Annotated in this window: 10 protein-coding genes; 5 read left to right on the top strand and 5 right to left on the bottom strand. The window is 72.0% G+C overall.

The features are described from left to right. Positions 1–97 precede the first annotated feature (97 nt). Complete coding sequence (locus tag QSK45_RS12530; RefSeq protein ID WP_285556146.1) at positions 98–631, top strand: VOC family protein; 534 nt, start codon at positions 98–100, stop codon at positions 629–631. A 299-nt stretch (positions 632–930) separates the two neighbouring features. Here QSK45_RS12530 and QSK45_RS12525 read toward each other — a convergent pair whose 3' ends face one another. Beyond that, the gene (locus tag QSK45_RS12525) at positions 931–2,859 is read right to left on the bottom strand and encodes a hypothetical protein (RefSeq protein ID WP_285556145.1); all 1,929 of its coding nucleotides are present in this window, start codon (positions 2,857–2,859) and stop codon (positions 931–933) included. A gap of 310 nt (positions 2,860–3,169) precedes the next feature. Between QSK45_RS12525 and QSK45_RS12520 the strand changes: the two genes are divergently transcribed. Then, positions 3,170–4,207 (top strand): C40 family peptidase, encoded by a 1,038-nt coding sequence (locus QSK45_RS12520; RefSeq protein WP_285556143.1) that lies wholly within the window; start codon positions 3,170–3,172, stop codon positions 4,205–4,207. A 155-nt stretch (positions 4,208–4,362) separates the two neighbouring features. Here QSK45_RS12520 and QSK45_RS12515 read toward each other — a convergent pair whose 3' ends face one another. Further along, a complete protein-coding gene (locus QSK45_RS12515) occupies positions 4,363–5,325 on the bottom strand; it encodes a LysR family transcriptional regulator (protein WP_285556140.1) in 963 nt (320 codons plus the stop codon). 220 nt (positions 5,326–5,545) lie between these two features. Here QSK45_RS12515 and QSK45_RS12510 point away from each other — a divergent pair, with 220 nt between their 5' ends. From QSK45_RS12510 to QSK45_RS12500, 3 genes are all read left to right on the top strand, one after another. Beyond that, complete coding sequence (locus tag QSK45_RS12510; RefSeq protein WP_285556138.1) at positions 5,546–6,241, top strand: type 1 glutamine amidotransferase domain-containing protein; 696 nt, start codon at positions 5,546–5,548, stop codon at positions 6,239–6,241. A gap of 6 nt (positions 6,242–6,247) precedes the next feature. Beyond that, positions 6,248–6,889: a TetR/AcrR family transcriptional regulator gene (locus QSK45_RS12505; RefSeq protein WP_285556136.1), complete on the top strand. Its 642-nt coding sequence runs from the start codon at positions 6,248–6,250 to the stop codon at positions 6,887–6,889. A gap of 197 nt (positions 6,890–7,086) precedes the next feature. Beyond that, the gene (locus QSK45_RS12500) at positions 7,087–8,454 is read left to right on the top strand and encodes an aldehyde dehydrogenase family protein (protein ID WP_285556135.1); all 1,368 of its coding nucleotides are present in this window, start codon (positions 7,087–7,089) and stop codon (positions 8,452–8,454) included. A gap of 183 nt (positions 8,455–8,637) precedes the next feature. Here QSK45_RS12500 and QSK45_RS12495 read toward each other — a convergent pair whose 3' ends face one another. The 3 genes from QSK45_RS12495 to QSK45_RS12485 all read right to left on the bottom strand — a co-directional run bounded on the left by QSK45_RS12495 (position 8,638) and on the right by QSK45_RS12485 (position 12,760). Continuing rightward, the gene (locus QSK45_RS12495) at positions 8,638–10,149 is read right to left on the bottom strand and encodes a carotenoid oxygenase family protein (RefSeq protein WP_285556133.1); all 1,512 of its coding nucleotides are present in this window, start codon (positions 10,147–10,149) and stop codon (positions 8,638–8,640) included. Positions 10,150–10,475: 326 nt separating this feature from the next. Continuing rightward, complete coding sequence (locus QSK45_RS12490) at positions 10,476–11,948, bottom strand: APC family permease (RefSeq protein ID WP_285556131.1); 1,473 nt, start codon at positions 11,946–11,948, stop codon at positions 10,476–10,478. 77 nt (positions 11,949–12,025) lie between these two features. Then, positions 12,026–12,760 carry a FadR/GntR family transcriptional regulator gene (locus QSK45_RS12485; RefSeq protein ID WP_285556129.1) on the bottom strand — a complete coding sequence of 245 codons (735 nt, stop codon included), beginning with the start codon at positions 12,758–12,760 and terminating at the stop codon, positions 12,026–12,028. Positions 12,761–12,868 lie beyond the last annotated feature (108 nt).

Here is a 12,868-nt window from a genome sequence, read left to right as displayed (position 1 = left end):
CCGGTCACGACCCGAGCGCACTGCCATCGAGGACAGGGGCTGACCTGAATCACGCCTATCGTGGCCGCCTGCCACCGACATGAGCGAAAGGACCGCGATGCCCGAGCAGACCAGCACCGCGCCGGAGGGATACACCACGGTTGCGCCCTGGGTCGTCACCGACGACACGGGGGCCTTCCTCGACTTCGTTGCCCAGGCGTTCGGGGGTGAGGAGCTCGGGCGGGTCGCGACCGAGGACGGCCTGATCGGGCACGGTGAGATCCGAGTCGGCGACACCGTTGTGCTGGCCTTCGACCGACACGCGGACTGGCCCACCCTGCCGAGTCTGCTGCGCGTGTTCGTCGCCGACGCGGACGAGGCGTTCTCACGAGCCGTCGCGGCAGGCGGCCATGTCGTCACTCGCCTGGCCGACGACGCCTTCGGGCAGCGCGGTGGGCGCGTCAAGGACCCCTTCGGCAACATCTGGTGGATCGTCAGCCGCGTTGAGGACGTCTCCGAGGACGAGATGTGGAAGCGGTTGCAGGACCCCGTCTACGCCGAGGCGATGCGCGTGGCTCAGGAGACACTCGACGCCGAGCTCAGCGGTCGACAGCACGGACGCGGCAGCGCACCCGTCAGGACAACCGGCTGACCCCTGATGTCGGCGTTCGCACCCGCCCCGGCTGGACGTGGACGGTCATCCGTACGCGCGGCTCGCGGACGGGTTCGGCGTGGGCACCACCGCCGATCGACCGCATCGCCGCAGACCGGCCTCTCCACCCGGGCAAGCACAAGACACGGGATGAACGCGCGGCTGGTGGCAGATCCTCCCGGCCGCCTGCCGTGGGCCTCGACGGCCCCGTCACGGTGCCCGCGCAGGCCGTCCTCCGACCCGGTGGAAGCGGTACGCGGCGAGTCACGCGGGCCCGCCCGGCTGACCGGCGGCCGGTGTCACGGCAGGCTCGGGCGCGGTCGCGCGGACAGCCGCGGCAGGAAGTTGATCCCCGGGTTGCAGTCCCCGAAGACCACGCGGCGGCCGCCCGGACCCGCCTCGACGAGGATCAGTCCGGTCACGGGCAGGGCCTGCAACTGGGTCGGCTCGACCGCGAACTCGTAGACACGGCTGAGGTTCTCTCCGGTCGTCGTCGACCGGGCGGTCGAGGTGTTGGTGGAGTCCTGCCAGCTCCGCGAGAGCGAGGTGGAGAAGGAGCTGGAGGTGCCCCAGCTGCTGCCCGACCCGATACCGCCGCCCCGGTTGGAGCCCGAGGTGTCGGACACGCCTCGCTGGTAACCGTAGCTGGTGCCGCGCCCCTCGGTCAGGGTCTCTCCGACCTGCCGGGTCAGTTGGTTCACCAGGAACTTGTGTTCCTGCCCGATGAACTGCGCGGCGGCCTTGGCCTCCTCGCCGTTGCCCAGGCGCATGAACACCGTCGCGCTGTCGGATCCGCCGGCGACCTGGACCGCGGCCTCCCGCAGGTGTTCCAGGAGGAAGACGAGCCGCACTCCCGCGGTCCGTGCCTGGCGTGCCATCGTTTCGAGGGCCTCGCGGCCCAGGTGGTCGGCGCCCGCCACGACGAGCGTGCCCGAGCCGGGAGCCACCGCGCCCTTGCGCAGCGCGTGGAGCAGCCGGAAGAAGACGAAGCGGTCGGTGAGGTCCTTGCGCCGGTGGACGGGGTCCTCGGTCGTGACGACGGTGAGGCAGCCGGGCTTCCACCAGGCGGACGCGGAGGTGTCGGGCGCTTCGGCCGCCTCCGCCTTCGTCAGCAGTTCCGTCTGGGCCCGTACGTAGCGGAGTTCGTTCTGCACGCGCTCGCCCTGGCCGACGAGGTCGATGGCCTGGGTGATCGACTCGATCTCGGCGCGGCTCAGCGCGCCCGGTGCCTGCGGGTCGACGTCGTACACGCGGAGCAGGACGCGGAGTCCGGCGGCGAGGCGGGAGAAGGTCACCGGTCCTTCGAGGAGGTCGGTGACGGTCTGGAGCACGTCCACGTCGATGGTGTGGAGGTCGATGTCCGCGCCGGGCGGGCGCATCGTCCCCAGGGCTTCGGCCAGCGTCTCCGCCAGTTCCTCCGAGGTGAACTCCGCGCGCAGGTCCATGCCGAGAAGGGCGCCGGGCATGGGCACGTGGCCGACGGTGACGCCGCGCTGGGCGGCGAGCCCGGCCAGTTCCAGGGCCACGGCCTGCTGGGTGAGGTCGAGGACGACGAACGACTGACCGCCGGACAGGAGTGGTCCGCCCAGTGTGGCGAGGAGGCTGGCCCAGCCGTTGCCAGTGCCGCCGAAGACATCGATCCGGCTGGGCCCGGAGGTGAGGGAGATCGGGTACCAGGTGTCCAGCGTCTCGTTGTGGCGCAGGTGCTCGGCGCGGTGGGCGGCGAGCCGGTCCTGCCAGGACTTCCGGCGGGCCTCGTAGTCGCGCTTGGCGCGTTCCCGGTTGGCCTCCAGGCGGCGTTCGGCGGCCCGCAGCCTGGCGTTGGGCGAGGTCGCGGCGCTCGCGGCGACGACGAGGACCACGACGACGATCGCTGCCGCGGCGCCCGCTGCCGCGAACGCGAAACCGGCCACGATCAGGGTCAGGCAGCCGAAGCCGGAGGTCTTGCGGCCGCTCATGGCCCGCTCCTGCATGGAGCGCACCTCGGCGTCGGAGGGCTCTTTGTAGACGGGCGGGTTGTGGGCGTCGCGGTGGACCGGCGGCTCCGGCGGCTGGACGAACTCCCAGCCCCAGCGTTCCTCCCCGCTGAAGACGCGCAGTGCCAGTTCCTCCGCGGCCCTGTCCCCCGGACCCCCCGATCCTCTCGATTCCTGCGGGTTCACCTGGCCGCTCCGGCCGTCCCGGTCACCCGGGCCCACGAGTTCGGTCGCGTCTTCGGCAGCACTCATCACGCCCCCCGTTCCCCTGTCGGAGCATTGTCCCCGTACCGGTGACACCTGTCCCCTCCCGCGGTCGAGAGGAGCCAGCTTGGCCTGAACTCCCCTGTAGATGACCGGAGTTGACACATCCCAGCGTGAGCGGAACGGCCGTTCCCCCGCAGACCGCGCCCAGTCGCCCAAACGTTTGATCTGATGGTAAGAAATTCATTAAGGTCGTGCTCCAACCCCCGTTCAGACGCTCACTCAGACGGAGTGACAGCGGAGGGCCCCGCCCACCGACGTGCTGGCAGGCGGCTGAAGGAGCAAGGAGTTCGCCCCTGTGGCGTCCCATCGTCGACCCAAGCAGCCCAACCGAACGCGTGTCACCGTACTGACCACCGCGGCAGCAGCCGCCGTCGCCCTCAGCACGCATGCCGCCAACGCCGCACCGAGTCACAAGCCCGACAAGGACGAGGTCAAGGCGAAGGTCGACAAGCTCTACGAGGAGGCCGAGCAGGCCACCGAGAAGTACAACGGGGCCAAGGAGAAGCAGCAGCGGTTACAGAAGGAGATCTCCGCGATCCAGGACGGCGTCGCCCGCGGCCAGCAGGAGCTGAACAAGCTGCGTGACGGCCTGGGTTCGCTGGCCGGCGCGCAGTACCGCTCGGGAGGCATCGACCCCTCGGTCCAGCTCTTCCTGTCCTCCGACCCGGACGACTTCCTGGACAAGGCCTCCACGCTCGACCAGTTGAGCGGCCGGCAGATCGCCGCCCTGAAGAAGGTCCAGGGCAAGCAGCGCGAACTCGCGCAGGAGCGCGCCGAGGCCACCGGGAAGCTCAGGGACCTCGCCACCACACGCACCGAACTGGGCGACAGGAAACAGGAAGTCCAGGGCAAGCTCGCCGAGGCGCAAGAACTCCTCAACACCCTGACCCTCAAGGAGAAGTCGGCCCTCGCAGCCGAGCAGCAGAGGGCCAGCCGCTCCTCCGCCGAACGCGTCAGGCTCGGCAACGGCAGCTCCGCCTCCGGCCGTGCCGCCGCCGCTTTCTCCTTCGCGCAGAGCCAGCTCGGCAAGCCCTACTTCCGTGGCGCCACCGGCCCCTCCTCCTACGACTGCTCGGGCCTGACCTCCTGGGCTTATGCGCAGGCAGGCGTCCACATACCGCGCACCTCCGAGGAGCAGGCGAACATCGGGACCCGTCTCACGCGCAGCCAGCTCCAGGTCGGCGACCTGGTCTTCTTCTTCGACGACTTGCACCACGTCGGCCTGTACGCGGGCAACGGCCAGATCCTGCACGCCCCTCGCACCGGCACGGTCGTGCGGTACGAGTCGATGGACACCATCGGCGGACCGTTCATGTTCGGCGTCCGGGTCTGACCCGTGAGCCGCCCGCGCCTTCGGCGAGGAGGCGCGGCGGGACGTCGTAGGGACACGGCAGCGGTGGCGCGGCGAGAGCGGCTCCGGGCCCGGAGCGGTCGTCACCGGGCACGGGACAGGGGGTGCGCCGCGCACCGCGGCGCACCGCCGCCCGGTCACCACGTGCGTGCCTCCCGCAGCAGATGGTCGCGAACCAGCGCCACATGCGGATTGTCCGCGGTGCCGGGGCGCTCCACCAGGTAGGCGGTGTTGATCGGCGGATCCTCGGGGGTGAGCAGCGGGACCAGCGCCCCCGAGGCCAGCTCCGCCCGGCAGAGATACCCGGGCAGCACGGTGAAGCCCGCGCCCGCGGTCACCGCGGAGAGGACCCCGCGCAGATCCGGCATGGTGAGCGCGGCCTGGGCGGTCAGTCGCCGCCCGAAGACATGCCGCCAGTAGCGGCGGGCGATGGGCAGGTCCTCCGCGTACGTCACCAGCGGCACCCCGCACAGGGCCGCCGGGCCCTCGGCGGCGACCCGGTCCGGGCCGATGCGCTCGGCCCACTCCGGCGACGCGACGAGGACGAACTCCTCGTCCGCCAGCGGTACGGCGGTCAGGGCGCGCCCACGCGGCCGGCGGGCGGAGACCACCAGATCGTGGCGGCCCGCACGCAGTCCTTCCAGCAGATCCTCGGAGAGCCCGGTGGTGACCCGCAGCCGTACACCGTCCGCCACGAGCGGTGCCAGGACGCGCAGGGCGCAGGAGCCGAGGAAGTCGGCCGGCCCGGCCAGATGCACCGGCGGAGCCGGCACGCCTTCCCGCAGCGGTGCGCGCTCGGCGACGACCGCCAGGGCGTCGAGGGGGCCCGCGACCTGCTCGGCCAGCTCGTCGGCGAAGGGGGTGGCCGTCACCCCGCGTGGCTCGCGCTCGAAGAGCTGCCGTCCGAGGTGGCGTTCCAGCGAGCGGATCTGCGTGGTCACGCTGGGCTGGGAGAGGCCGAGCAGCGGAGCGGCGGCCGTGTAGGAGCCGGTCCGGTGCACGGCCAGGAAGGTGCGCAGGAGGGAGAGGTTCAGGGGCGCCGGGGCGGGCCGCCGGGGCTCCGTCCGCGGTCCCGGCACGTCGGATTCCCTATCTGCCATCGGATTCCCTATCGCTCATGTTGCCGATCCTATTGGTAACGGTGAGCCGGGGCGGCCTACGGTCGAAGGCGTCGTCGCTCTGACGTTCTCCGTCCGGAACGTCAGAACGTCAGAGCCCCGACGCCCCGGAGCCGGGGACCGCCCGGCCGTCCGGGACCGGGAACCCCGGCGTCCCCGTACACGGGGGCACCGGACCGTCTAGCGAGAAGAGAGCACCACCATGGCGAAGATCCTGTTCGTGATGACCGGCGTCGATCACTGGACCCTGGCCGACGGCACCCGGCACCCGACCGGCTTCTGGGCCGAGGAGGCCGTGGCCCCCTACGAGGTGTTCACCGCGGCCGGGCACGAGATCACCGTCGCCACCCCGGGCGGCGTCGTGCCCGTCGTCGACCGGGCGAGCCTCGCACCCGAGACGAATGGCGGCCAGGAGGGCGCCGAGAGGGTCGCGAAGGCCCTGGAGTCGTTCAGCGAGCTGCGGCGGCCCGTGAAGCTGGAGGAGGTGGACCCGGACGGCTACGACGCGGTCTTCTACCCGGGCGGGCACGGCCCGATGGAGGATCTGGCCGTCAACACCGACTCCGCCGCCGTACTGACCCGCACCCTGGAGTCGGGACGGCCGCTTGGTGTGGTCTGCCACGCGCCGGCCGCACTGCTGGCCACCGCGGGCGAGGACGGCACCTCGCCGTTCGCGGGCTACCGGCTGACCGGCTTCAGCAACGAGGAGGAGCGGCAGGCCGGCTTCGCCGAGAAGGCCGAGTGGCTGCTCCAGGACCGGCTGACCGAGCTGGGCGCCGACTACGTGGAGGCGGAGCCCTGGACCCCGAACGTCGTGGTCGACCGCAACCTCTACACCGGCCAGAACCCGGCCTCCTCCGGCCCCCTCGCGGCGGAGCTGGCCAAGGCCCTGGGCTGAACGGGCATGGCCCCCGACCGGCTCACGGAGGTACTGGACGCCACGTACGACTGCCTCACCCGGTACGGCGTACGGCGCACCACGGTGGACGACATCGCCGGCGCCATGAACGTGTCCCGGTCGGCGGTCTACCAGTACGTCCGGGGCAAGGACGACGCGTTCCGCCGGCTCGCCGAGCGCCTGCACGACCGGGCGCTGGAGCGGGCCCGGCGGGCCGCGTCCGCCGACGCCCCGCTCACGACCCGGGTGCGCGGCGTGCTGGAGGCCAAGCTCGCCCTGGTGCTGGAACTGGCCGGGGACTCGCCGCACACCGCCGAACTCCTCGACGAGAAGGCCCGGCTGTTCGGCGACATCTGCCATCGCTTCACCGCCGATCTGCGCGCGCTGCTGATCGGCGTCTTCACCGAGTCGGGCCTGCAGGACCCGGGAACCCCGGCGGCGGACACCGCCCGCGCGGGTGCCGGGGAAGCGGAGGGCGCCGCCGGCGCGGACGCCGATGCCGTCGGTGCCGCCGAAGCGGCCGACATCGGCATCGCCCTCGTGCTCGGCCTGGAGTCCGTGCCCGGCGGTGAGCGCCTCCTCGCTCCGGCGGTGGACGCGCTGGTCGCCGGCCTGCTCGGTGAGGCCGCCGAGCGGGCCGCCCGCTGATCCGCCGGCCACCGATCCACCCCCGTACCCACCCCGGTACCCACCCCCGCGCCCGTACGGCGCACCCGCCCTACGGCCCGTCCATCCGCCCCGCGACCCACGGCTCGCCGCCCCGCCCGGCTCGAAGCCGTACCCCCCGAGCGTCCGCTCGACGGACGCCTCCTCCCACCCTCCCCTCAGAAGAAACGGGACCGCCCGTGACCACCACCACCGATGTCTCCGCGACCGCAGCCCCCCGGAGGGCCGGCTTCACCGCGGAGGACGCCGCCGCCCTCGTCGGCCGTCTGCGCGCCACCTTCCGCACCGGGCGCACCAGGCCCCTCGCCTGGCGCAGGGAGCAGCTCTCCCGGCTGCGCGCGCTGCTGACCGAGAACGGCGAGGACATCGCCGCCGCCCTCCACGCCGACCTGCGCAAGAGCCGCGCCGAGGCCGACGCCATGGAGATCGGCAGCACCGTCGCCGAGATCGACCACTGCCTGGAACATCTGGCGGACTGGCTGCGCCCGCGGCCCGCGGCCGTTCCCGCGGGCCGCTTCCCCGCGGGCACCACCGCCCGCAGCCAGTATCAACCGCTGGGCGTCGCCCTGGTGATCTCCGCCTGGAACTACCCCGTCAACCTGCTGCTGGTGCCCGTCGTCGGCGCGCTGGCCGCGGGCAACGCGGTGGTAGCGAAGCCGAGTGAGCTGTCCCCCGCCACCTCGGCGCTGATGGCGCGGCTGCTGCCGCGGTACCTGGACGACGACGCCGTCGCCGTCGTGGAGGGCGGCGTCCCGGAGACCACCGCCCTGCTGGCCGAGAGCTTCGACCACGTCTTCTACACCGGCAACGGCGCGGTCGGCCGCATCGTGATGAAGGCCGCCGCCGAGCACCTCACCCCGGTCACGCTCGAACTGGGCGGCAAGTCCCCGGTGTTCGTCGACCGGGACGCCGATGTGGCGGTGACCGCCGCCCGGCTGGCGCGGACCAAGTTCGCCAACGCGGGGCAGACCTGTGTCGCCCCCGACTACGTCCTCACCGACCCGGACACCGCCCGCGCCCTGGAGGCGGCCCTCCCCGCCGCGATCGGGCGGCTCTTCGGCGACGACCCCCAGTCGTCGGAGCTGTACGGGCGCATCGTCAACGAGCGCCACTTCGACCGCCTGGCAGCGCTCCTGGACTCGGGGCGCACGGTGGTCGGCGGCACGCACGACCGTGCCGACCGGTACATCGCGCCCACGGTGCTCGCCGAGGTGGAGCCGGACGCGCCGGTGATGCGGGAGGAGATCTTCGGTCCCGTCCTGCCCATCCTCACCGTGGACGGCCTGGACGAGGCCATCGCCTTCATCAACGAGCGCGACAAGCCCCTGGCCCTGTACGCGTTCACGGCGAACGACACCACGCGCGAGCGGCTGGCCACCGAGACCTCCTCCGGGGCGCTCAACTTCGGTCTGCCCATCTCCCATCTCTCCGTTCCCGAGCTGCCCTTCGGCGGCGTCGGCCCGAGCGGCATGGGCAACTACCACGGCCGCCACTCCATCGCCACCTTCAGCCACCACAGGGCCGTCCTGGACGTGCCGCTCGTCTGACGCCGGGAGTCGTGCCTCCCGTAGTGGCGGGCTCCCGGGCCAGACCTCACGGGAGATCCCGTCGACCACGGTGCCCGAGCCGTCCCGGAGGGACTCCTTCTCCGGGACGAGCCCATGGCAGACCGGCAAGCTGCTCGTCGCGCCGCGGCGCGAGGGCACGGACCCGGTCCGGCTCACGGGCGGTCAGGCGTCCGCGATCCAGCTCCCGTGGAACCCCAGCGGTACCCGGCCCGGCAGGTGAACGCGGGCCAGCGGGTGGCCGCCGAAGTCCTGGGCCGAGAGGATCACCAGGTCGGTCGCGCCGCGGTCGGGGTCGTTCACGTACGACAGAACGTAACCGTCGTCCTCGTCCCGTGCCCCGCGCCGCGGGACGAACACCGGCTCGCCGACCGCCGCGCCCTCGGGAAAGCGGTGGAGCCGCCCGCTGTCCCGCAGCATGTCGTGCTTCACCAGGTAGTTGGTGAACTTCTCCGACGGCGGCACTCCGTCGACGGTCTCGTACGCGCGCCACATCTCGGCCGCGCTCGCGGTGTAGGCATAGCGGTGCCGACGCGAGACCAGGGACTCGTCGATACGAGGGAATTCCTGCGGACGGTCGTCCAGCCGGCTGCTTCGGACCCGGCCCGCGCGCAGGTCGATCGTCCAGCGGTCGAGCGTCGGGGCGCCGATCGCGGAGGGTCCGCCCATACCGCGGCCGGCGGCGTAGAACGGCGCCGGGAACCCGGTGTACTCCACCACGACCGTGTCACCCCGGTCGTAGGCGTTGAGCGTGTGGGAGTAGTACACCGGGTCCGTCTCGAACCAGCGCGTGCGGCCGCCGGTGCGCGGCAGCACTCCGACACGCATGGGATGTCCGTCGTTCCACACATACGGCACGAGCGCACCCGCCTCCGCGGCGGCACCGTCGAAGGTGATCGGCACGTCCACGATCACCACGTACTTCCCGGTGAGCGCGAAGTCGTGCATCATCGGCGCGTCCGCGACGGGTATCCGCGTGGTCCGCGCCACCCGGCCGGTCCGGTCGATCACGATGTGCCGCACATGGTCCCAGGCCGGGTAGTACGCGATACCGTGCAGTTCGTCGGCCGCCGCGTCGTACTTGGTGTGCGCGGTGAACGCGCCAGGGAGAGTGGAGCGGAAGTCGTACGGGCCCACGGTGCCGAGCTCGCCGTCCAGCTCGTACGGCAGCGGCCCGCCTTCCTGCAGCGCCAGGACGCGGCCCTTGTACGGGATCACGTGCGTGTTGCACGCGAAGTCGTCCGGCGGTGCCTGACCCGGGTACGTCTCCCCCAGCTTCGCCGTCACCCGCGAGGACCGCACCCAGCGGTTGCGATACCACTCCGCACGCCCGCCGCGCAGACGGACCCCGTGCACCATTCCGTCGCCGAGCATCCAGTGGTGGGCGCGGACGTCTTCGAGGCCCAGAGCGTTCGGGCCGTTGCGCAGGTAGCGGCCGTCCAGGTCACACGGAATGCGGCCGCTGACATCGAGGTCGAAGGCCGTCAACTCCTCGGTGACCGGCGCGAAGGCCCCCTCCAGGAACGGGCTCGCCCCGCTCACGCCGCTCTTCCCGGCTACGCCACTCGCCTGCGCCGCAGCCGTGAAGAAGCCGGGCCCCAGGCCGCCCCCGACCACGCTGCCCGCTGCCGCGGTCGCGGCGCCCTTGAGAAGTTTCCGCCGTGTGAGACTGGCCATCGCTTTCCCCGCTCCGTCGGTCGCCCTGGTGGTGACGGGAACAACCCTCCTCCTCGGTCGCCGGTGAAGCAGTGGGCCCAGGCCCCGGACCGGGGGTGGTGCCAAGCACCTGGAAGAGTTCTGGAACGGTACGTCCGCCGGCTGCCGGTCTCTCCTCCGGTAACCACGACGTCGTTGGGCCGACTTCCTTGACACTTATGGGCCCTGCGAGCCGGACCGCCCCCAGGAGGGCCGAGGCCGGTGGTGTGCTGCGTGTTCAGCATCTTCGGGCAGGTCCTCAACGCGCGGGACCGGTTCGGGGCGATGATGTGGACCCCGGTGAGGACTCAATCCGCGTCGGCGACGACGGAGCCGACGCGTTCGGCCAGGCTCGGGTCGCGGCGGACCAGCAGCGTGGCGTAGCCGATGGCGCCGAGCAGGGCGGCCAGCGCCGCGACGGGGAACCAGCTGTACGGCGCGGGTTGTCCGGGCTTGGCGAGGTAGTAGAGCGGAACCAGGATGGCCAGGGCCCCGATCGCGGGCAGCACCAGGTGCCGGACCGTCCGGAACTCCTGTGGGCGGTACCTGCGGTAGTACAGCGGCAGGGCGATGTTGGACGCGAGGTAGACCATCAGGATCAGGATGGAGCCCAGGCTGGAGGACTCGGTGAAGAAGACCACGGGGTTCATCGGGCCGCCCTCGGCACTGAGCAGATGGCCCAGGCCCCAGCCTCCGATGATGAGCAGCGAGGTGGCCGCGAAGGTGACGATCGCGTTGGTCGGGGTACGGCGCGTGGGGTGCACGTAGCCGAAGAAGGACGGGAGCAGCCCCTCGCGTCCGGCGTTGAACACCAGGCGCGCCTGGGAGTTGATGCCGGCGATCAGTGCGCCGAGGGTGGAGGTCAGGCCCCCGATGTAGGCGACGAAGGCCAGCGCTCCGAGCGTGTCGTGGGCGACGTCGATGAAGGGGATACGAGCGTGGCCGAGTCTGGCCAGGTCGTAGTCGAAGCCGGTCACCGTGGCGTAGGAGAAGAGGATGTAGCTCACGGTCATGATCGCGATGGAGAAGAACACGGCGCGGCCGACGTTGCGCCGTGGGTTCTCCGTCTCCTCGGCCAGCGCCGCCGAGTTCTCCCAGCCGATGAACAGGTACACCGCCAGCGGGAAGCCCGCGGCGAGACCGCTGAGACCGTGGCTGATGTGGCCGGGCAGGAACGGGTCGGCGGAGAGGCTGCCGCGGTGTTCGACGATCGCCGCGACCGAGACGACGACCAGCACCAGCATCTCCACGACGAAGAAGTAGCCGGCCCACTTCGTGGAGACCACCACCCCGCGCAGCATCAGCACCACCGACAGCCCCGTCAGCAGCAGCGTCCAGATGATCCACGGCAGGTCGATGCCGGTGTAGTGGTGCAGGGTGATCTGCACGAACCCACCCGAGATCGCGATGACGGAGGCCATCGCGATGATGTAGCCCAGCCCGGCCAGCAGGGCCGTGGTCACCGCGCTGACCGGCCCGAAGGACTTGCCGACGAAGGTGATGAAGCTGCCCGCGGAGGGGTGTGCCCGGGAGAACTCGGCGAGCGTGTTGCCCAGCAGCGCGACCGCGATGCCCGCGGCGACGATGGTCAGCGGGGAGGCGACACCCGCGGTGGCGGCGAGGAACGCGAAGCCGAAGAAGAAGCTCATGGCCGGGCCGACATTGGCCATCGTGGCGGCGGCGATGTCCGCCATACCGAGAACGCCGCCGCGCAGGCGCTGGGGCGTGCCGCCGACGGGGCCCGACGTCGGCGGCGGCCCGACGGCTCCGGGGTCAGTCATGGCGGCAGCTCCTTCTGCAGTGTGGCGGCGCAAGGGATGCGCGGGGTCGTCGGCATTCGGGCCGACGCGAGCGGGCGTCAGCTCGGGCGGGCATGCTGATGTGCTTTCACCGCCCGCACGGCCGGGTCCATCGCGCCGCGGCCGAGCTCGGTGAGCAGGTCGGCGTGGCAGCGGTTCCGGGCCCGTACCACCGCGGGTTCCGGAGCGGGCAGCACCAGGCACAGCCGTCCCAGCAGGTCGGCGGCGAACTCGCGGATACCGGCGCCGCCGAGCACCTCCGCGAGGTCGAGGTGGAAGCGCGTCTCCAGTTCGAGGAGGCGTGCCGGGTCCTCGGCCAGGGCCATCTCGTCGACCAGCGCCTGCAACCCGTCGAGTCGACCTGACTGGACCTCGCCCGCGCCGCGCGCCACGAGACCGCATTCGAGCAGCAGGTGGAAGGCGTCCAGTGACGCTGCCTCGTCGGGGTCGTGCATCAGGGCGACGACCGTGTCCCAGCCCGGCGCGACGAAGGTGCCGCCCGCCCGCCCTCGCCGGCGGTCGAGCAGACCGTCCTGGCACATCCCCTCCAGCGCGCGGCGCACGGTGATCTCACCGATCCCCAACTCCTCGGCGAGGACGCCGGCATCCGGCAGCCGGTCCCCCGGTGACACGGACTTCAGGCGCACCCGCAGCGCAATCCGTGAGCGGACGAGTTCCGATCCGGTCTGGCCCCTGCCGGGCAGGGCACGGGTGTCCCGTACCCCGGCGACCGGCGCCGGGCTGGCCGGGCCCGGCTGGTTGTAGGGTCCGAACTTGCCCGCTGCATTCACCACGACGCCACCCTAACGGCCCGCTGAGCGGGGTCAGGGCCCGCGGCGCCGTCCGGCCAGGGCCCCGGGATTCAGGGGTCGCTCTCACTCCGGCGGGCGGCCCGGACCGGT

It is taken from the genome of Streptomyces hygroscopicus subsp. hygroscopicus (assembly GCF_030269125.1).
In the GTDB taxonomy this organism is placed as follows: Bacteria; Actinomycetota; Actinomycetes; order Streptomycetales; family Streptomycetaceae; genus Streptomyces; species Streptomyces hygroscopicus_C.
This window is presented reverse-complemented; position numbering and strand designations above follow the sequence as displayed.

Bases quoted from the DNA above. Each gene is read 5' to 3' on its own strand.
- QSK45_RS12495 (WP_285556133.1), bottom strand. From the start codon at position 10,149: ATGGCCAGTCTCACACGGCGGAAACTTCTCAAGGGCGCCGCGACCGCG.
- QSK45_RS12525 (WP_285556145.1), bottom strand. From the start codon at position 2,859: ATGAGTGCTGCCGAAGACGCGACCGAACTCGTGGGCCCGGGTGACCGG.
- QSK45_RS12510 (WP_285556138.1), top strand. From the start codon at position 5,546: ATGGCGAAGATCCTGTTCGTGATGACCGGCGTCGATCACTGGACCCTG.
- QSK45_RS12490 (WP_285556131.1), bottom strand. From the start codon at position 11,948: ATGACTGACCCCGGAGCCGTCGGGCCGCCGCCGACGTCGGGCCCCGTC.
- QSK45_RS12515 (WP_285556140.1), bottom strand. From the start codon at position 5,325: ATGGCAGATAGGGAATCCGACGTGCCGGGACCGCGGACGGAGCCCCGG.
- QSK45_RS12505 (WP_285556136.1), top strand. From the start codon at position 6,248: ATGGCCCCCGACCGGCTCACGGAGGTACTGGACGCCACGTACGACTGC.
- QSK45_RS12530 (WP_285556146.1), top strand. From the start codon at position 98: ATGCCCGAGCAGACCAGCACCGCGCCGGAGGGATACACCACGGTTGCG.